The organism is Halobacillus seohaensis, from assembly GCF_042663045.1.
In the GTDB taxonomy this organism is placed as follows: Bacteria; Bacillota; Bacilli; order Bacillales; family Halobacillaceae; genus Halobacillus_A; species Halobacillus_A seohaensis.
This window is the reverse complement of the sequence record NZ_JBHSZV010000034.1, coordinates 14,219-34,735: the sequence shown is the minus strand read 5'-3', so window position 1 is coordinate 34,735 and position 20,517 is coordinate 14,219. Positions and strand designations below refer to the sequence as shown.

Sequence of the window (20,517 nt, the reverse complement as noted above, 5' to 3'; positions counted from 1 at the left end):
CAGTGAAACGAACACTTGAGATCGTTCTATCGGTCATTGGAGCAGTTATTTATGGCTTAGCTCTTGGTATTGGGGCAGTTTTTGTTAATTTTAAAGATAACCCCGAGGCCCGAGCAGAGTTAGAAAGTATTCTAAATCAAGACCCGAACGTTGATCCAAGTCAAATCTCCGTAGATCAGATTATGAATGGAATGGCAGCAGGCGCATGGACAGTAGTTGTTGCAGCTTTAATTGCCATTGCAATAGGCATATTGTCTATAGTATTCCTTAAAGGAAATAAAAGACCTAAAGCTGCGGGTATCATTCTTATTGTCGGGGGTGTACTAACCACGTTCGGTACGTTTGGATTAGGCTTATTTGGTGGAATAGCCTATCTAATTGGAGGGATTGTTGCCCTTGTGCGAAGACCGAAACAGCCGACAGCAGAAGAATCTCAGGAAACTTATTAGAAAAAAGCACGAGCTATTACTTAATAGCTCGTGCTTTTTTCATGTTACAATGTGCCTATATGTAACAAACAGAATACGGAGGGGAGAGCTTGGAGGATTTTAAACGATTTGAAAAACAAATACTATTGAACTACATCATTGGTTCATTAATTGCTGTCTTTGGTGTTGGAAGCACTTTTATTTTTCATACTCTCACCCTGACATTATCGGAAGTTTTCTACTTATTAGCTATAATGGTTCTGTCAGGTATCGTTATGTTAATTTGTGAATTCCTTGTATATCAGAAACACATTCAACCTATAAAGCTTATTTTTCACAAAGAGAAACCATCCCGAGGAGAGTTAGAGAAAGCTTATATTCGCTTGCACCGTTTCCCATTGCTTACTATAAAAAGAATTTTAGGACCTCATTTGTTTGGTCTAGCAATCCCTGCTTCCATTCTATCTATAGTTGGGATTACAAACGGTTGGATAGGTTTACCTACCTATTACATAGCACTCGCTTGGGCTGGCTCTATATTAATTGCGGTTATGCACGCTTTAATTGAATTTTTTTTAACCTACAGATCTATTCAATTTTTGTTAAGAAAGTTCTTGGGCAAGGCAAGGGCCTTTCAGCATGTTTTATCTTTAGAAGATAAGTATGCGGTTAGTCTTAAAAGTAAATTATTGATTAGCTCTTTATTCACAGCAGTTTTTCCTTTGCTACTATTTATCTTAGCATTACAAATTCGATTCTCAGAAAATGCGACGTCCGGTATTCAAAATTATTGGAATTGGGCTTCTCTGATTGTGGGGGTTATCCTTGTGATGGCCTTGCTTGGTACTCTTCTTCTTTATAAGAGTATAGAAGAGCCAATCGATCAACTTCTTACTAATTTTGATAAAGTGAGGGAAGGTCATTTTCACTCAATAGAAAATATTTACTCTGATGAGTTTGCTAACCTAGTTACAGGTTTTAACCATATGGTGTCGAGTATAAAAGCACGCGACGAAAAAAATCAGAAGTTATTAGAGAGCTTTTTCACCGTTTTTGCAGCAACGCTAGACGCACGTGATCCATATACAGCTGGTCATTCGAAACGAGTAGCAGAATATAGTGTAAGAATCGCTAGAAGAGCTAATTTTTCAAATGAAGAAGTTGATTTAATAAGAAAGTCAGCGCTTCTTCATGATATCGGGAAAATTGGAGTAAGAGACGACGTGCTTCTTAAAGATGGGAAGTTAACCGAAGAAGAGTTTGTCCAAATAAAGCAACATCCTGTTATTGGGTATTCTATATTAAAGCAGGTTCAGTTACCTGAAGAATTGATTCCGGTCCTATCTGGGGTGCGGCACCATCACGAACGGTACGATGGAAAGGGTTATCCTGACCAGCTAGCCGGGGATGAAATTCCAGTTTTTGGTCGATTGATGGCTGTGGCTGATGCATATGATGCCATGACTTCTGACCGACCTTATCGTGAGGGGATGTCAGATCAAAGGGCTCTTGCCATTATAGAATCTGGGAAAGGCAATCAATGGGATAGATACTTTGCGGATTTATTTTTAGAAGAAATGGATTATGCAAAAATTCAAAAAACAATTTGACTGGGTATGGACTAGTCTTTATGATAAATGCTGATCAGCTAGTGAAATAATAAAACATCTTATCAAGAGAGATGGAGGGATTGATCTGCGATATCTCGACAACCAGCGTACCAATTCATTATTTAAATAGCGCAGTTTAAATACTTATTTTGCGTGAATAAACAAAGAAAATCACCCATATTTATTACTCCTGACCAACATGGATGATCCTTTTCATTCAACATGAGGCTTGACCAAGGTAGAAAAACAGCGCTGGTTTATTCCAGCGCTGTTTTTTAGTCCAAAATGCGGTTAGTTTCATCCATGTTGGCTAATTGACGATTAGCTACACTTGCATGCTGCGGCATAAAACCATCACCGTTACAAATTTTGCATGTGTACTGCCACTCTTCATCATCCATTAAAAGTCCTCGTCCATCACAAGCTAAACAAGCTTTTTCTCTGCTAGCCATATCTTCACCCCTTTGAATCGGTTCATATTATGTAATTTCGCCTGATTTTGAAAAAATATACGCATGGTAGGACATATTAGATTATAGCTAGAGGAAAACGGGAATATGCCAAAATTGGAGGGATGTAAATGAGGAAGCAGGAAGAAACGGTTGAAGAAAACGAAGACAATGAAAATAAAGAGATAGATAATACTTCAAATTATAGTCAATTAGATCGGCCTGACCGGCAATTTTATATCCCCTCTCAAATAATAGATGAGTTTGGAGAAAAAGGACGTGACCACTTAAACCAAGCCATAGGTGGTCGTTTATTATTAGCTTTGACAGCAGGGTCTTTTATGACGTTTGGGGCGATTTTTTCTGTGCTTCTTGCTGAGGGAGTCGAAACGATGGGGGTTTATCATTTACTATCTGGCTTAGGATTTGCAGCTGGATATGCGATGGTTTTTATATCAGGAGCTCTGTTGTTTACTGAAATTAACGTGTTGCTCCCTTCTTATTTATTTAACAAGGCCAATTTGATGAAGGTAAACATTTATAAATTTTGGGCTTCAGCCTATATAGGGAATATTCTAGGTGCTTTTATGGTAGCTGTGCTTATCCAAATGTCAGGGTCACTGTCACCAGAATTCTATACTGAGTTTTCTTCTTATTTAGATAAAAAAATGAAATTCATGGATCATGGTGTGACAGGATGGTTTGAGGTCCTTGTATCAGGTATTTTAGCCAATTGGCTTATTGGTATGGCAGCCTTTCTTACAACTGCAGCACGTGACATTACAGGGAAAATTCTCGGGACAACTCTCCCTGTCATCTTATTTGTTGCAGGAAATTTTCAACATAGTGCTGCCAACATGGGTTATTTTAGTTTAGGTGTTTTAGCCTCTGACAAATATACGTGGTATGAGTATATTCTATTCAATCTTATCCCGGCTAGTATTGGTAACTTAATTGGTGGAGGTATTTTAGTATCCTTGCTTTTTTCCTATGCTTATAAAGAAGAAATTCAAACCTCTTTAGGACAAAATAATAATAAAAAATAAATAATATTGGGAAGGTCATCTATAATAAAAGGGTGACCTTTTCAATTTCAAAATCCATCCTTAATAGAAGGGAGAATGCTGTATGAAACAGATTATTGCCATGGGTGGAGGAGGTTTTTCCATGGAGCCTGACAATCACTTATTAGATACATATGTACTTGAACAAGCGTCTGTTCATATACCGAAAATTTGTTTTTTACCTACAGCTAGTGGTGACGCAGAAGGTTATATTGAAAGATTTTATAACTTTTTTGAAGATCAACCATGTGTTCCAAATCACTTTTCTTTGTTCAAACCAGCAACGCGTGATGTAAGAGGTTTTTTATTAGAGCAAGACATTATATACGTAGGTGGAGGAAATACAAAGAACATGCTTGCTCTTTGGAGGGAGTGGGGATTGGATAACATTCTTCGTGAAGCCTGGGAGCGAGACATTATTCTAGCCGGATTAAGTGCTGGGGCAATTTGTTGGTTTGAGCAAGGGTTGACTGACTCCTATGGTGGTGTCTTTGAACCGATAGATTGCTTAGGATTACTAAAAGGAAGCGGATGTCCTCACTATGACGGGGAAACGAAGCGGAGGCGAGATTACCATAAACTTATAGAATCTGGTCAACTGTTAGAAGGGTATGCTTTAGATGATGGGGCTGCTATTCATTTCGTAGGGAATTCTATAAAACAGGTTATAAGTTCGAGACCACATGCTAATGCTCGCTACGTTCACATGCAAAGGGGACAAATATCTGAAAAGACATTATCCATGGAATTCTTAGGTGAATAAGATATAAACCCCTTAGCCGCTTTTTTGATAAAGGCTAAGGGGTTTATAATGCTTATAATACTTTTTCGGGAACTTTTAATCCTAGACCATCTGCTACACGTTGACCATATTCAGGGTCAGCTTTATAGAAATGCTCGATTTGACGCAGTTTAATTTCATCCTTCTCTACAGGATTCATAGAACCTACGATGTTTTTAATTAGACGGGATTGTTCCTCTTCATTTAGCATGCGGTACAAATCCCCCGCTTGAGTATAGTGATCGTGCTCGTTATAACTTACACTATCCGCCATACCGGATACTTCAAAGGAGGCTTGTTTACTATTCTCATCCTCAACAGGTCCCTCGTAACTATTTGGTTCATAGTTCGGTTGTCCCCCACCGTTATCATCAAAACGCATAAAACCGTCACGCTGATAATTATTGACTTGAGCTCTAGGGCGATTAATCGGTAATGCCTCATGATTGGCCCCTACACGGTAGCGGTGAGCATCAGAGTAGGCGAATAGACGCCCTTGTAGCATTTTGTCTGGTGAAGTATCAATACCAGGAACGAGTGTACCTGGTGAGAATGTCGCTTGTTCGACTTCAGCAAAGTAATTTTTTGGATTTTGATCAAGAACCATACGTCCTACTTCGATGAGAGGGTAGTCTTTGTGTGACCAAATCTTTGTTACATCAAACGGGTCGAAGCGATACGTATTTGCATCTTCAATCGGCATAATTTGAACATATACTTTCCAAGCCGGGTAGTCACCTTTTTCAATAGATTCAAATAGATCACCTGTTTTGTAATCAGGGCTTTCTCCTGCAATTCGGTTTCCTGTTTCCTCATCAAGGTTCTTAATGCCTTGCTCTGTTCGGAAGTGATATTTAATCCAAACAGATTCTCCATCAGCATTGGTCCATTTAAATGTATGGCTTCCATACCCGTGCATGTGTCGATATGTTGCTGGAATACCACGATCAGTGTGAAGAATCGTTACTTGGTGAAGGGATTCAGGTGATAATGAAAAGAAATCCCATACGGCATTTGGATCCTTCATGTTTGTAGCAGGATTACGTTTTTGTGTATGAATAAAGTCAGGGAATTTAATTGCATCTTTTAGGAAGAAGACAGGAGTATTATTGCCTACTAAGTCATAATTTCCCTCTTCTGTATAAAATTTAAGAGCAAATCCACGTGGATCACGAACGGTATCTGCTGAACCTTTTTCTCCAGCTACTGTAGAAAAACGGGCAAACAACGGAGTACGTTTACCAACTTCGTCTAAGAATTTAGCTTTGGTATATTTTGTTATATCATTGGTGACTTCAAAATAACCATGAGCACCGGCTCCCTTAGCGTGGACTACTCGTTCAGGTACTCGTTCACGATTAAAGTGTGCAAGTTTTTCTAGCAAATGAACATCTTGTAAAAGAGTAGGTCCTCTTGAACCTGCTGTCATGGAATTTTGGTTATCGCCGACAGGTACTCCGGCATTGTTTGTTAGATGAGATTTAGATTGATATTCTGACATGATAGATTCACCTCTTCAAAATTTTATCTGCAATATTCATTATAATGTAAGTTTTATAAAAAACAATATCTATTTAAAATTATTATAAATAAATAGTAGTTATTTTTCAGGGTGTGTTCACTCTGTTAGGTGCTATTACAGATTTTGAAATGTTAGGCTATGTGAAATGTTGAAAGAGTTGAGGAAGAAGTTTATTCCACCATAAGAAGCCTAATATCATTTGATGTGCCATTTTATCAATTGTTAGGTGTGAAGGTTTAATTTACATAAAAAACACGACGGACAAGTCGTGTTTAAATTAAAAAGACGGGACTCCTTGTTACTCAAATAACATAATTTCAGGGTCACGATTATACGTATGAACAAGCATAGCGTGAAGTTGACCTCTGTGGTGATACATGTGGGCTACAATTTCTAACAACCATTCGTAGCGACTATAGGTAACATTCCACCAAGAGGTGATTTCGGTAAACAAATGATCCTCACTATAGTGTTCATATTGAAATTTAAGTTGGGCAAAATGTTCAAAAAGTGTTGTTGATATGTCATGTACGGTAGTTAAAGACACTGAATCATAAAAACTTTGCATTTCCTCCTCAGTAGCACCTGCAGCTACTTTTCCATCCGCTGCAGGGATGGTTGCTAAATGCTCTAATATTTCTCCAACTGAAAATTTATCTGAAGTCGGCCGATATTTTAAATCTTCATCATTTAACTGACCGAGTATTTCAGATAGAGAAGCAACTACTATTTCTAACTGGTGGAATGCGCTTTGGCAGTACATATTCATAAGATATACCCTCATTTATAAGAAGTGTTATAAATACATTCTTCATAAGATTATAAATCCCTTTAAGAAATGAAATTCTCTAAAAAAACGACAATATTCCCCGGGAAATACGATTAACTATTACGGCGTTGCTGGTATTCTCATCAAGAAAGCAGAAAATGGGTCATGATAATTTAGTGATATTGATTTCATTGTACGCCAACTATTACTATTTTTTAAGGAAATGGACTTCAAATACGAAAGAATTAAAAAATTTACAGGACACGAACTTTAATCATAGTGATTACTTTAATAGAAGAAGATACTATTGGATGAAAAATCAGGGTGACGATAAATCATTGATATTTTGAAATGAAATATTGAAATGTATCAAGAGAAGAATGAGAAAGAAGTAGAAGAGGAGGAAGTATTCAAAAGAGGAAGGAATGAAAAAAAATTCTTATTCAAACGCAGAATGGAACAATGTGCTATCTAGGAGGTTTGTAAGAACGTTGTCCACCTAACCACCTTTTGCAAAATATAATTCGCGATGCTACGAACTCCATTTAATAATTAAAAGTTTTCCATACATTCTTTACCCATTTTTAGAGTCGGGTTAAGAATGTATGCAATTAGCCTGTTTCCAACTAGCACGCAGATTGTTTGAGTTAACTATAAGCGATTTCTTTTTGAATGTTTACAAAAGGAACAAATTGTTCAACTACATTATCAATAAAGTCAATGGTTTGTTTATCCGTTAATTTGCCGTTTTCATTCATTTTTGATTGAATGGCTCCAATTAGAATTTCATTTCCAGGTAGTATGTTTGCCCCCATACCAGGAGCATTTAGAATTTGACGAAGCTGCATTTGAGCGCGGACGGTTCCAAGGGCCCCCATCGTAGCTCCAGCGATAAAGGTTGCTTTATTTGCCATTTCTCGATCGCCACGAGATAACCAGTCCAATGCGTTTTTAAGTACTCCAGGAATCGAATGGTTAAACTCAGGAGTTACAATTAAAAATGCGTCAGCATCGGCTACTTCGGCCTTGAAGTGCTGGACGGAAGCGGGTGCATCATTTTCGATATCTTGATCATAGAAAGCTAAATCACGAATGGTTACTACGTTGATATCCAATTCGTCTCTATATCTTTCTTTCATAAAGTTGGTTAATTTCATGTTATATGAATCTTTGCGGATGCTCCCAACGAGAGCAGCTACCTTAATCATAAAAACCCTCCTTTAATTCACTTATTATATTTATTATAAAGACCACCATACTAAGATTCGAGTGATCTGCTTAGTGATTCAAAAGATTCAGTAAAAAAAGCACCGAATTTTGTCAAAATAATTGTCAAAAAAACTATTGCGTTACACCCTATATAGGGAGTAAAATTTCCTTACATTCCTCAGTTTCACTAATCGGTGCATCGGGAATTGTTTTATATACTATTAGAAAGGAGGTCACCACGATGACAATGCTGTATTCCAAGGCTCGCGAGCTTTTTGACCAGGATTACAAAAATAGCTCAGAAGCTAAGGAATCCCATGTGGCCGCTTCCACTAAAGTGAAGCGAACTCGAAGCGGTAAACTTCTCATGCCTTTCCGTAAGCAAAAACGGAAGTAAAGACACAAAGAAGTGGTGACTAAAGCTATGCGAACTTATAAAAAGCTAATAACGGGGAACGTTCCAAAAGACGTTCCATGGATCAACGTCTTAATGACTAGCTAAGTCAGAAGTCGTTGATTTTTTTATGGTTGATTATATTAAATGTAAATGATCTGTAATATTAGAGATATTATAAAGCATTGGGGTAATACATGTGTAAGTAAGATGATTGTAGATAGCCTCCTGTTATCAACAGAATGACCAAGCGGCATGGCACTATTCACACAGGACCCGATTTTCATTAAAGGGCCCATCCTTCATTCGCATTTTTTAAAATAGAGAATCATGGTGGGAGATTCAATACTCTCCACCGCCTGGACGAGGTCGTCTCACTAGAAAGTAAGCGATTGTTTAATAAGAGTTAACTCTTTCTAATTACGAGAAGTCTGGGTAATTGATGTACATACTATTAAAGAGTCCATGAAACCTCTAGAAAGCCCAGTGGGGTAGTTTCATGATAAAATTGGAATACGATGATTTATAGGGAAGATTGGAGGATCTATCTATGTCTCAAGACCGCTATTCACGGCAACGGCTTTTTGTACCCATAGGAAAAGAAGGACAAAATAAAATAAAACAAAAGCATGTGCTTCTAATCGGAGTTGGTGCTCTTGGGACAAGCAATGCAGAACAGCTTGTCCGTGCTGGAATTGGAAAGCTAACGATTGTCGATCGAGACTATGTAGAATGGAGTAATCTTCAGAGACAACAGCTTTTCACCGAAGACGATGCACATTCTCGTATACCAAAAGTCGTTGCGGCTGAACGGAAACTTCGAGAAATAAATTCTGAAGTTACTATTGAAGCGCATATAATGGATGTCCAACGTGAAGAAATAGAATCGCTTATTCCGGGGACGGATCTTGTTCTTGATGCGACTGATAACTTTGATGTTCGATTACTTGTTAATGATGCCTGTCAAAAGTACCGTGTACCATGGATTTATGGAGGTTGTGTAGGTAGTCATGGGATGAGCTATACAATTATTCCTGGGAAGACACCTTGTTTACATTGTTTATTGGAATCGGTTCCTTTAGGTGGAGCTACTTGTGATACGGTAGGAGTTATTGGTCCTGCTGTTCAAATGGTTACAGCTCACCAAGGGGCGGAAGCCTTAAAGATTCTTGTCGAGGACCAAGAGGCCTTATTTGGTAAATTAATTACTTTTGATGTCTGGAACCACCAATATACTGGGATGAAAGTGAATCGTATACAACGAGCTGATTGCCCTTCGTGTGGAATGGAACGTACGTATCCTTTTTTATCACCTGAGAACCAGGCGAAAAGTGCAGTTCTATGTGGGAGAGATACTGTACAAATTAGGCCTTCTAGAAAAATGGACCGTGACTTAGATGACTTAAGAGCATCAATACATGAAGGGCAAGTAGAACAAAACCCATTCCTGCTTTCTTTTGAAATAGGTGATCATCGAATGGTGTTCTTTAAGGATGGGCGGGTACTTGTCCACGGCACTAAAGACATTACTGAAGCCAGGCGTATGTATCATAAAGTGTTGGGATAAGCTATTCGTTTTAGAAAGGGCATAGTAGGGAAAAGTAGATATATCAAACCATTTCAGGTAGGAGGTTATTAAGGTGGGAAGATTGATTAAACGTTTGATTAAATATGGTCCGATGATTTATCCGATTATAAGAAAGTTCATGCGTAAACGCAGGGCTAAAAGATATTAATAAAGGCATGCCTCTCAATAGAAACGGGTTTACTTGTAAGGTGCAAAATGCTAAATAACAGGGGAAATTACAGAATTTTTCCCAGGATTGTCGCAAATACGTTTCACATTCTAAATCACAGTTAAAAAGGCTTGGAGAAATTTTATCTCTAAGCTTTTGTTTTTATGAAATTTCTTGTTCAACTAAATCCTCATTATATAAGTGGGAAGGATCACCGTACATCCAAGGAAAGCGAAACTTTTCCTTGATCCCATTCCTCTGTCTTTACTACGGAACTATTTTTTCCTTCTGTTCTTATGACAATTCACATAAGAGGTTTGTGAATTGCTTGTTTGCACCGCTGAAGTAACCCCCTCTATAGTCGCGTTTTTTGTAGATAGAATGATAAGATCTTGCATATAATTTTCATAACAGTGGATTCTTTCCAAGCTTAATTGTAGGGTGTATGAGCTTGTATTCAGGGATTATGCTAAAATACATAGTAGACTATTAAGGTAATTACAAGGGGGGAGATGTATGGAAAAATGGGAATCAACACCATTGATTAGGTTTTTTGGTGGTCGAAGCCTACTATACATATTAGCTGTTATTTTATTCATGGGTTTAAACGTTTTGGTCTATACGCAAGTTTCCTTTATTTTTCATCCAATTGTAATTTTCTTGGAAACGATTGCTTTGCCTGTGTTATTTACTGTCGTTGTGTACTACCTACTTCGTCCTTTTACTGGTTTATTAGAGCGTTTTGGATTGAAGCGAATTTGGGGAATATTGATTACGTTAGCCTTAGTCTCGGGTTTAATCACTTTGCTAATATTTCTAATCATTCCATTTCTGGAAAAACAGTTTATGAGCCTGGCCGACGAGTTACCTCAATATTTAATGGAATTAGCAAATTCCATTGATCAATGGTTAAGAAACTCTATGTTTGCTGGCTATTATAATAACTTGTTTCAAGATATAGAAGGAACACTTGGACAAGTATCGGATAATTTCTCATCTTATGCTGGTAGTACTGTAGAAGGTTTAACTAATTTTATCTCTACTGTTACAAATGTCATTATAGCTATTGTTACATTGCCATTTATTCTCTTTTACTTATTGAAAGATGGAGAGAAGCTTCCAAATATGGTTTTGAAAATTTTTCCTCCAAAGATGCGTCCCGAGTTATCTAGTGTGTTTAAAGGAATAGACCATCAATTGAGCGCTTATATTCAAGGGCAGATTATTGTAAGCTTTTGTATTGGAGTCATGATGTATATTGGATTTTTAATCATTGGACTGGATTATGCTTTATTACTTGCTGCGATTGCTAGTGTCACAAGCGTTGTACCTTATTTGGGACCTATGATTGCTATTCTCCCAGCGCTAATCATTTCAATTGTAACCTCGCCGTTTATGTTGTTAAAACTGGCTGTTGTTTGGACTGTAGTACAGCTATTAGAAGGGAAGTTTATTTCTCCGCAAATTATGGGGAAAAGGTTACATGTACACCCGGTTACTATAATATTTGTCCTACTTACAGCTGGCCACTTATTTGGGGTGGTTGGTGTAATTGTAGCTATCCCGGGCTATGCGATTATAAAAGTGATAGTAACTCATATATTTTACTGGTTTCAACGTAGATTTAATAAGCATTCAGAATCTGATAATCAATATGGAATATCAAAATCATAGAAAAAGTCTCCTAATTAATATTAAGTAGTTCTGTTTCGGTGGAGAAACTTACGAAGTAGCAGACCAAATCGCATATGATTTGGTCTCTTATTTTTCTGATTCAAGTGTTATGGGATGATAACACTTGAATTATCATACAAAATCACAATAGCTGTGGTCAACGTGCTAATTACTATGTTAATTGGTAAAAAATAATTGAAGAGTCGATTCCGAAATAAATGTGTGGAGAAAGAGGCGGTGGGGAAGGAGTCGCTTTCCGTGGGCGTGTGCTGAGCCTCCTCAGGCTGGCGCCTTCCGGGGTCTCATCTAACCCGCGTATCCCACAGGAGTCTCCCCCTTCCCCACCGCCCCTTGCCGTATGTTTCTATCGGAATCATACTGTTCTCCATTTTTGATAAAGTATGAGATATCTGTTATATCTATTGAGCCACTTAGAAAGTTGTTAAAAAACGGTGTGATGGTCTATTTAAATAAAGCCCACCTATTAAGGGCTTTGATATAAAGCCACTATGGTAATAATTTCAGTCCATAAACAGCGGTTAGGAACTTACCTGGTGTGTATGCCTACCATCACCAGCTCTTCTGAATTTATAGTACAGATCAATAGTACAGGATCTATTAATCGCACAAGTAGATCATTTCAATGGCAATATTCACAGCACCCCCGCTTTTCAAAAAAAGGGTTGCGTTCCATCCCCCATTCTTCGATGAAAAGCAACGGAACCGCCATTCTCTTTTATTAAACAATCTGGAGCTTAGTTTAACAAGAAAATATAAAAAAGAACGCTTGGGCATTTAAAAATCCAAGCGTTTTTGATTGTTATTTGTACTGATATTTATGGTGCTAAACATAGTGTGTTTTAGTATGTTATTTCACCTGTTATTTTAGAATTTTAGTTTTTCAGTGGCCTCTCGCTGTGAGCTTAAATTAATATCGGACACTATTTTCTATGGTTAAAAGTGTGACACCATCTAGGGGAAATTATTCTGGTTTGCTACTCGTATGAATGTATAAACCTCTAGCTGCCTAGTTATACAATAAAAGAGGTTGCGATTGCTAATAGAATTGATGTTAAGACTACAGCAATCACAGGTTTGAATGCCCGTTGACGTAAATCATGAAGACTGACATTAAGTCCTAGTCCAACCATAGCCATTGTTAAAATATAAGAGGTTACTATTGAAACCCCATCCATTACCGAATTAGAAACGGAGATGTACGTTCCTAATACAAAACTGCCTATAATACTCATTATTAAAAACCCAACTAAAAACCAAGGGAATGGAATCTTGTGGTCTGTCGTATTCTGTTTTTTTCGATTCATAATCCAAATTAAAATAATACTAAGAGGGATGAGGAGAAAGACGCGGCCTAGTTTTGCGAGTAAGGCCATTGCTAAAGCATTCTCACCCGCAGGTTTTCCCGCCAAAACAACATGAGCAACTTCGTGCAAGCTTAAGCCTGACCACATTCCATAGGCCACTGCTTCCATTGGAAGGATAGGGCGGATGATCGTATACCCAATGGCGAAGATGGTTCCTATTAACGATATAATTCCGGCACTTAAGGCTGTATCTTCTTCTTTTGCTTTTAAAATCGGTGAAACAGCAGCGATCGCAGAAGCTCCACATACACCAGTTCCAATTCCAAGTAATATCGAAAGTGATTGGTCAGCTTTTAACCACTTAGCGAGTAGCATCATGACCCCGATACTGAAAGCAACGACTAGAAGGTCACGTAGCATTAAAGGAAACCCCTCATCTAAAATCACGTTTATGTTTAGTTTTAAACCGAACAATATAATAGCCAACCGCAGTAAACGCTTTGCTGAAAATTGAATGCCTGCTCTGATTCTTTCGGGAAACCCAAGAAAATGTCTATATAATATAGCAAGAACAATAGCAACGGAAAGAGACCCAATTTGCTGAAATCCGGGTAAGGAAGCAAGTGAAAATCCAATACTCGCTATAATAAAAGTGAAAGCCACTCCAAGTAGAAGGGAGTAGTACTTACCTACTTTCTTTGTATGAGTCATGTTTAGCCTGCCTTTTTATTCTTCTATATCACACTATACGAGTGAGTCTAATATTAGTAAAATAAAAGTTTATAATAACAATCATTAATAATATTAATCAGGAGGTGGGTAAATGGACATAGAATCCTTGCAAACCTATGTAACAGTAATTGAACTGAAAAGCTTTACAAAAGCTGCCAAACAATTGAACTTATCACAACCAACAGTGAGTTTTCATATTAAAAGCCTGGAAAGTGAATTTCAAACTACTTTAATTGATCGTTCGCCAAAAAGGTTTCAAGTGACAAACACAGGGGACATTGTATATCGGCGTGCTCGACAAATGTTAGGTTTACTCAACAAGGCACAAACTGAAGTTCATGAATATCACCATCAACTAAGAGGAACGTTACGAATTGGTGCCAGTTATACGGTAGGAGAATATATACTCCCTGAAATGTTGAAATCTTTTGATGATTACTATCCTGAAATTGAACTAAAAGTAACAATTAATAACACTGAACAAATTAATCGAGGTGTTCAACTGCATGAGTACGACATTGGACTTGTAGAGGGGCAAGTAAATAAAAAGGAGTTAAGATCATTTCCTTTTATGGAGGATGAGATGGTTGTTGTGGTTCCGCTTCATCATTCTATTCGACGTCACAAGGAAATTGATTTTAATAATCTCCAGGATAAAACTTGGATATGTAGAGAACATGGATCTGGAACTCGGGCTGTCATGGAGTCTTTATTAGACAGTTATAATATTCGACCGGGAAAGATGGTTACAATAGGTAGCAATCATGGGGTTGTCCAGGGTGTAAAGCAAGGGCTCGGGCTATCGATTATTTCTAAAACGGTAGTAATACAATCAAATGCCGACGAACTTATGTATCCACTTCCTTATCTAAAGCCAGCCACGCGTTTTTTTTCATACGTTATTCCGGCAGATGAGAAAGAAATATCTAAAAATGTTTCGGTGTTTATTGATTTAGTTAAAGAGCTTCATCCTTTCTCATGAACAAATGTAAAATTTCTGTGTAAATATAACTAAAATTGAATATTACGAACAAATCTAGGGTATGGTTAGGTTAGAGAAAATGAAACAAACGAGGGTGGTCACTCGTAAATAATGAAATAAGTCACTTGAAGTTTCTAGTCCAATCTAAATTTATAATGAGGTGAAATCATGAAAAGCCTAGATCAGATTGTCGATTACTTTAAGGCGTTAGGGGTTGAAGTAGAGAAGGTTTATAAAGAAGCACCGGAAGAAGAAACAAGATAAATTGATATTTTTTAAATGAATAGAAAGTCACAAGGTATGTAAAGCACACATACCTTGTTGTTATGCAGTTTTTGAATGGGTTATTTTAATGTAAAGCGGATGTTTTGATTGGAAGAACGACCAAGCAATACCTAGACATATCGGTGCGAGTAGAGAGAGAAATACAAAATTAGCACCATTTGATTCGGCAACAAACCCAAATAAAGGTCCAGATAGGACGACAGCAGTTTGGTTACATAACATTCTGAAACTCGCCATTCTCCCATGATACTCCTTGGATGTAGCCATTTGTTGTACTGATTGTAATAATGCTCGCACGAACGAAGTTCCTAAACCGATAAGAAGAACACCGATAAAGGCAGAAATTACATGATGAGTAATTCCTAAAAGAAGAAGCCCTAGAGCTACTGCTGATAGTGAGTAGGTTGCCAGGTGGTTTTTCATGCGTTTCCACCACCAAGCACCTAAAATTCCGGCCGTAATTCCACCAATAGAAAAAGTCACGTCTAAAGCACCATACATAATAGCTGGCTTATTTAAATAATCACTTGTATAGACAGATAAAAACCCGAGGGTTGTATGAAATGTCAGTTGTCCAAGCATCATCATGACAAAAATACCATAAAGCATTCTATGGGAGTTTAAATAGGTGAAACCTGATCGTAATTCTGAAAAGAACGATGGTTTAGCAGATTGATGGTGAGTTATGGAAGGCTCATAAATTAAAGCTACTATGGCAAAAAATGCACCTATATATAGAAACATGACTAGAAAGATAGATAATTGAATAGATAGAAAACTGGAAAACACCCCTCCAAGCCCTGCACCCACAAGACTTCCAGAAATTGTAGCTGAACCTGAAAGCGAAAAGATCCTAGGAAGTTCCTCTTCTTTAAAAACTTCAGCTACAAGTGCTTGCAATGATGGTCGAAATAGTGAACCAGTTGTTTGTAGTACCATATGGGTGATAATCACCCACCAAGGATTAATCGATCCAAAAGCAAAGAAACTCCATAATACACCTAATACAAGAACACTTATTCCTCCAGCTATGTTGGCTAGTATTTTTCGGTTATATCGGTCCACGAGAACTCCGAAAATGACATTGGAAAACAAACCAGGCAAGAATCCAAAACTGATAAGAAACCCTGTATACATAGCGTCATTAGTCCACTTATATAAGAACCATGTGATGAGCACAAAATACATAGCTCTTCCGCATTCATATAAAAAATAGCCTGATAGTAACTTATTTGTATTCTTTTTATTCATTCGTGCCATCCTCCTAACTTGTTTCTGGGTCCCTATAAATAGCATACTCTTTTTCATGCACTTAAAATAATAGTGATTTATAATGGAAGGTGATAAGTATACTTTATCGGGGTGGTGGAACTATGAAAGTAGAAGATTATCGTCTAATCATTCAGCTTCAGCAATATAAAACGATTCGATCAACTGCCAAAAACGTATTAATTTCTCAGCCGGCTATTACTCAACGGTTAAAATACATAGAAGAATATTTCGGCGTTGAAATTTTTATACGTACACCGAAGCAGTTGGTGGTTACAGCCCAAGGAGAAACGATTTTACAACATGCTAAATCTTTGCTTTCTCAAGAAGAGGATTTATACAATGAACTGTCACGGACAAAAGGTGAGGTGTCTGGGACGTTATCGTTGGGAGTTTCCTCCTTGATCAGTCATCACTATTTACCGTTAATTTTACAAGAATATATAGAATTATATCCTCGTGTTAAGATCGACTTAGTGACAGGGGTAAGTGCGGAAATCAAACATGCGGCTGGGGAATACCACCTTGTTATTGTTCGGGGTGAATTGCTGCAAGGTTATGAAAACATTCACTTATTTAGTGACCCATTGTATTTGTTTGATACTGAACCGTTAGAAGGGGATAAGGAGCGTCCTTTTATAGAGTTCAAGACAGATGCAGATTATCAAAAGGTTGTAGAGAGTTGGATGATTCAACAAAATGATTTGAATGTTCGGCGAACAATAAAAGTGGACCATTTTGAGACGGCCAAACAACTAATGAAAACTGGACTAGGAATGACGGTTTTACCGAAGAGTCTTATAACTAAAGATTTACTAACATTACCGAATGTGCCCTTACAAATAAATGGGCAGCCTTTGAGCAGAGAAACATGGGCATGTATGAAGCGTGAAATCCGTACGTTGCCGCAAGTTGAAGCTTTTACTCAACTACTTGAGAGTAAGCTTTGGAAGGGGTGACCTTATGCAGGAACAGCATTTGATCAGAATCATGGAACAAACTAGTTTTCTTCAAGAAGTATTTCACACATGTGAAGGATATTTTGAACATTATTATGTTGGGGCGGGTTGTATTACTCAATCCGTATGGAATGTTTTATGTGGATATGAGCTGGGTTACGGTATTGGTGATATTGATATTGTATATTTTGATGATAGAGATCATCATGGAAGTGAAGAATCCCTTATAGAGAAAAACCTTGAGAAAGAACTTAAGCACTTGAATTTTTCGATTGATGTTACAAATGAAGCACGAGTACATCAATGGTATAAAGGAAAGTTCGGTAAAGAGATTTCGCCATATAGATCTGCTGAAGAAGCTATTGATACATGGCCTACCACTGCATCAGCTGTTGGAGTTAAAAAGAAAAATGGTGTGTACGAAGTTTATGCTCCTTATGGTTTAGATGACCTTTTTAAGATGATTGTTCGTCCTAACAAAAAGCTTATTCCAAAGGAAGTTTACGATCAGAAGTCTCTTAAATGGAAGAGAAGATGGCCGAAGTTGTCTATCGAACCGTGGTAAGTTGTTCTGTTAGTTTATAAAGATCCTGTATTATTATTTTTCTCTGAAAGGAGATCTTACATAATGGATAATAAATCCTTAGATAAACTAGAAGAGATACACCAAGATGAATTTATAAAAGCAGCGATCGATCATGTAGGAGCCGGGGTGGTTATATCTGACCCTGCACAAGATGATATGCCCATTATTTATGCTAATAAAGGGTTTGAAGAGATAACTGGATATGAGGCAAGTGAAATTATCGGACAAAATTGTCGTTTTTTACAAGGGGAAGATACGGATCCTCAATCAATTGAAAAAATTCGTGAAGCCTTACATCGAGTGCAATTTGTGCAGGTGGAATTATTAAATTACAAAAAGAATGGTATATCCTTTTGGAATGAATTACTAATTTATCCTGTATATATGGAAAAGATGAATCAAACGTTTTTTGTTGGTGTACAAAAAGACGTAACTCAAAGACGGGATGCAGAAAATCTTGTGGGTCATTATTCTTCTGAGATTAAGCGTTTGTCTACACCAATCGTACCAGTAGCAGATAATATTTCGGTGCTTCCATTGATTGGAACAGTTGATGAAGGGCGCATACAGCAGATGCTTGATGTTGTTAGCTTTCACGTTCAGGAAACGAAGGAAGATTTCTTAATACTTGATCTTTCCGCTGTTCACACATTTAATGAAAATATTCATATGGGTATTTATCAATTAAATCAACTGCTTAACTTAATGGGGACAACCCTTCTTCTTACAGGGGTGAAACCAAACTTTGCTATTCAAAGTGCATCTTATGCAGACTTCGGAAAATTATCTTTAAAAAGTTATTCATCTGTCAAGCAAGCTTTGCAAGATATTCGCTAACTGTTTACCTAGTGTATCGAAAGGCTGCCAGAGTCGTATGCTATTTACCTAGGGTAGGGAGGCGAAACAAACGAATCATTCGCTTAATCCCAACAGCTTTTGTATGATTTAAATGAAGGTTCCAAAGGGAGTGAATGTTATGAGTGATATGATACGTTCATGGTCAAGAAACGAGAGGCAGGAACGTCTGTTTGAAAAAGCATCGGTTATCGCAACAGAAGCTCGTGCTCATATAAAGGAAACGGACCGTGAGGCAGAATTCTCTCATCAAACGTTGAAAGTGATAAAACAAGAGGGGTATCCTTCTTTAAGTTTACCTGTACATTTTGGTGGAGAAGGCTTGTCTTTATATGAATTTTTACTATTACAAGAAAAAATTGCAGAAGGCGATGGGGCTGTTGCTTTATCAATCGGATGGCATATTGGAATAGTAATGGAATTAAGTGATGATAAGCCTTGGAGTAAGGATCACTTTGAACACTTAGCAAAAGAGATAGCTACCAAGCAAACCATTGTTAACCGTGCGGCTACCGAAGCTGCTACAGGAAGTCCAACTAGAGGTGGTATTCCCGAAACTAAGGCTGTAAGACAGAAAGATACTTATATAATTAACGGAAGGAAAACTTTTACATCAATGGCTGAGCATTTAGATTATTACATTGTTTCAGCTTACATCGATGACCTTAAAGACATCGGTTGGTTTTTAATTGATCGTCATCAACCAGGTATTCGTGTCGATAAGACTTGGGATACATTAGGCATGCGAGGCACAGCTAGTGATGACTTAGTTTTAGAGAATGTTGAGCTAAGTGTTAATGACTTAGTTGAAGTAAAAGGAAGAGAAAAGCCGTCGCCTAAAGGTTGGCTGTTGCATATCCCTGCTTGCTATTTAGGGATCGCTGTAGCCGCTCGGAATGATGCGATTGATTTTGCGAAATCATTTCAACCTAATAGTCTTGATACTCCAATATCAGAAGTCAATCATATTAGAGATAAAATCGGTGAAATGGAATGGAAACTGATGCAAGCTCATAACTTCTTGTATGCCACAGCGCGAAGATGGGATGAAGAGCCTGAGCTTCGCGAGAAAATGGGGCCAGAGTTAGCTGCGGTTAAATTGGCTGTTACAAACACTGCAGCTGAGGTTGTGGATCTTGCTATGCGAATTGCAGGAGGCCGTGGTTTATCCAAATCTTACTCTTTTGAAAAATATTACCGTGATGTTCGCGCAGGATTGCATAATCCACCGATGGACGATGCTGTGTTGAGGATGTTGGCAGGTAAAGCTTTGAACACATAAATGAAGCTTAGATCATACCTCGTATGATCTAAGCTTTTTTAAAATTAGTTATTGTGCTAATAAATCGGCAAAAGCTTTTGCGTATGGCGGAAGGTCAGGAGGACGACGAGCTGACACAATGTGACCGTCTAGTACAACAGCTTCATCTTGCCAAGTAGCTCCAGCATTCGTCATGTCATCTTTAATTCCAGGGGTGCTTGTGACTTGACGACCTTCCAAAATACCCGCAGAAATAAGTACCCAGCCGGCATGGCAAATTTGGCCAATAGGCTTTTTATTATCGTTCATATGACGAACCATATTCAGAACGCTGTCGTAACGACGTAGTTTATCAGGTGACCAGCCTCCTGGAACAAGAATGCCATCATAATCTTCAGGACTAATGTCATCGAAAGAATAATCAGCTGTAGCTGGAACACCATATTTACCAGGGTATTCTTTTCCTGCTTCTTCTCCAACTAAATGTACCGTTGCACCCTCTTCTTGTAGACGTAGAAGCGGGTACCATAATTCTAAATCCTCGAAATCCTTACTCACGAGGGCAATCACTTTTTTATTTTGTAAGCGCATATACAACCTCCTTAAATTCTTCATTAACTCTAGTGT

Annotated in this window: 19 protein-coding genes; 12 read left to right on the top strand and 7 right to left on the bottom strand. The window is 37.8% G+C overall.

The window, feature by feature from the left end:
- Positions 1–2: 2 nt before the first annotated feature.
- Positions 3–449 carry a DUF4064 domain-containing protein gene (locus ACFQIC_RS13660; protein ID WP_204709249.1) on the top strand — a complete coding sequence of 149 codons (447 nt, stop codon included), beginning with the start codon at positions 3–5 and terminating at the stop codon, positions 447–449.
- Positions 450–538: 89 nt separating this feature from the next.
- Complete coding sequence (locus ACFQIC_RS13655) at positions 539–2,038, top strand: HD-GYP domain-containing protein (RefSeq protein WP_204709250.1); 1,500 nt, start codon at positions 539–541, stop codon at positions 2,036–2,038.
- Between the two features lie 275 nt (positions 2,039–2,313).
- Here the strand turns inward: ACFQIC_RS13655 and ACFQIC_RS13650 are convergent, their stop codons facing one another.
- Positions 2,314–2,490 carry a hypothetical protein gene (locus ACFQIC_RS13650; RefSeq protein WP_204709251.1) on the bottom strand — a complete coding sequence of 59 codons (177 nt, stop codon included), beginning with the start codon at positions 2,488–2,490 and terminating at the stop codon, positions 2,314–2,316.
- 128 nt (positions 2,491–2,618) lie between these two features.
- Here ACFQIC_RS13650 and ACFQIC_RS13645 point away from each other — a divergent pair, with 128 nt between their 5' ends.
- Together ACFQIC_RS13645 and ACFQIC_RS13640 are read left to right on the top strand one after the other, a co-directional pair.
- Entirely contained in the window at positions 2,619–3,533 is a 915-nt protein-coding gene (locus ACFQIC_RS13645; RefSeq protein ID WP_204709252.1) for a formate/nitrite transporter family protein, read from the top strand.
- Positions 3,534–3,615: 82 nt separating this feature from the next.
- Positions 3,616–4,314 (top strand): Type 1 glutamine amidotransferase-like domain-containing protein, encoded by a 699-nt coding sequence (locus tag ACFQIC_RS13640; RefSeq protein ID WP_204709253.1) that lies wholly within the window; start codon positions 3,616–3,618, stop codon positions 4,312–4,314.
- A 52-nt stretch (positions 4,315–4,366) separates the two neighbouring features.
- Here ACFQIC_RS13640 and katA read toward each other — a convergent pair whose 3' ends face one another.
- The 3 genes from katA to ACFQIC_RS13625 form a co-directional block, all read right to left on the bottom strand.
- On the bottom strand, positions 4,367–5,833 hold the full coding sequence (gene katA, locus ACFQIC_RS13635; RefSeq protein WP_204709255.1) for a catalase: 1,467 nt from the start codon (positions 5,831–5,833) through the stop codon (positions 4,367–4,369).
- 319 nt (positions 5,834–6,152) lie between these two features.
- Positions 6,153–6,623, bottom strand: a complete 471-nt coding sequence (locus ACFQIC_RS13630; RefSeq protein ID WP_204709256.1) for a DinB family protein — start codon at positions 6,621–6,623, stop codon at positions 6,153–6,155.
- Between the two features lie 647 nt (positions 6,624–7,270).
- Positions 7,271–7,828, bottom strand: coding sequence for an NADPH-dependent FMN reductase (locus ACFQIC_RS13625; protein WP_204709303.1), 558 nt, complete (start codon positions 7,826–7,828; stop codon positions 7,271–7,273).
- A 245-nt stretch (positions 7,829–8,073) separates the two neighbouring features.
- Here ACFQIC_RS13625 and ACFQIC_RS13620 point away from each other — a divergent pair, with 245 nt between their 5' ends.
- The 3 genes from ACFQIC_RS13620 (at position 8,074) to ACFQIC_RS13610 (ending at position 11,636) form a co-directional block, all read left to right on the top strand.
- On the top strand, positions 8,074–8,229 hold the full coding sequence (locus tag ACFQIC_RS13620; protein ID WP_204709257.1) for a hypothetical protein: 156 nt from the start codon (positions 8,074–8,076) through the stop codon (positions 8,227–8,229).
- Between the two features lie 547 nt (positions 8,230–8,776).
- Complete coding sequence (locus ACFQIC_RS13615) at positions 8,777–9,793, top strand: thiazole biosynthesis adenylyltransferase ThiF (protein WP_204709258.1); 1,017 nt, start codon at positions 8,777–8,779, stop codon at positions 9,791–9,793.
- A gap of 685 nt (positions 9,794–10,478) precedes the next feature.
- A complete protein-coding gene (locus tag ACFQIC_RS13610) occupies positions 10,479–11,636 on the top strand; it encodes an AI-2E family transporter (protein ID WP_204709259.1) in 1,158 nt (385 codons plus the stop codon).
- A 1,031-nt stretch (positions 11,637–12,667) separates the two neighbouring features.
- Here the strand turns inward: ACFQIC_RS13610 and ACFQIC_RS13605 are convergent.
- A complete protein-coding gene (locus ACFQIC_RS13605) occupies positions 12,668–13,672 on the bottom strand; it encodes a YeiH family protein (RefSeq protein WP_204709260.1) in 1,005 nt (334 codons plus the stop codon).
- A gap of 112 nt (positions 13,673–13,784) precedes the next feature.
- On the opposite strand from ACFQIC_RS13605, the gene ACFQIC_RS13600 reads away from it, so the two are divergent.
- Entirely contained in the window at positions 13,785–14,675 is an 891-nt protein-coding gene (locus tag ACFQIC_RS13600) for a selenium metabolism-associated LysR family transcriptional regulator (RefSeq protein WP_204709261.1), read from the top strand.
- A 324-nt stretch (positions 14,676–14,999) separates the two neighbouring features.
- Here the strand turns inward: ACFQIC_RS13600 and ACFQIC_RS13595 are convergent, their stop codons facing one another.
- Positions 15,000–16,211: an MFS transporter gene (locus tag ACFQIC_RS13595; RefSeq protein ID WP_204709262.1), complete on the bottom strand. Its 1,212-nt coding sequence runs from the start codon at positions 16,209–16,211 to the stop codon at positions 15,000–15,002.
- Positions 16,212–16,333: 122 nt separating this feature from the next.
- On the opposite strand from ACFQIC_RS13595, the gene ACFQIC_RS13590 reads away from it, so the two are divergent.
- From ACFQIC_RS13590 to ACFQIC_RS13575, 4 genes are all read left to right on the top strand, one after another.
- Positions 16,334–17,188 carry a LysR family transcriptional regulator gene (locus ACFQIC_RS13590; RefSeq protein WP_204709264.1) on the top strand — a complete coding sequence of 285 codons (855 nt, stop codon included), beginning with the start codon at positions 16,334–16,336 and terminating at the stop codon, positions 17,186–17,188.
- 31 nt (positions 17,189–17,219) lie between these two features.
- Complete coding sequence (locus ACFQIC_RS13585; protein ID WP_390217225.1) at positions 17,220–17,753, top strand: nucleotidyltransferase family protein; 534 nt, start codon at positions 17,220–17,222, stop codon at positions 17,751–17,753.
- A gap of 63 nt (positions 17,754–17,816) precedes the next feature.
- On the top strand, positions 17,817–18,611 hold the full coding sequence (ytvA, locus tag ACFQIC_RS13580) for a YtvA family blue-light photoreceptor (protein ID WP_204709266.1): 795 nt from the start codon (positions 17,817–17,819) through the stop codon (positions 18,609–18,611).
- Between the two features lie 139 nt (positions 18,612–18,750).
- The gene (locus ACFQIC_RS13575) at positions 18,751–19,911 is read left to right on the top strand and encodes an acyl-CoA dehydrogenase family protein (protein ID WP_204709267.1); all 1,161 of its coding nucleotides are present in this window, start codon (positions 18,751–18,753) and stop codon (positions 19,909–19,911) included.
- A gap of 48 nt (positions 19,912–19,959) precedes the next feature.
- Here the strand turns inward: ACFQIC_RS13575 and ACFQIC_RS13570 are convergent, their stop codons facing one another.
- Positions 19,960–20,481: a type 1 glutamine amidotransferase domain-containing protein gene (locus ACFQIC_RS13570; protein ID WP_204709268.1), complete on the bottom strand. Its 522-nt coding sequence runs from the start codon at positions 20,479–20,481 to the stop codon at positions 19,960–19,962.
- Between the last annotated feature and the right edge of the window lie 36 nt (positions 20,482–20,517).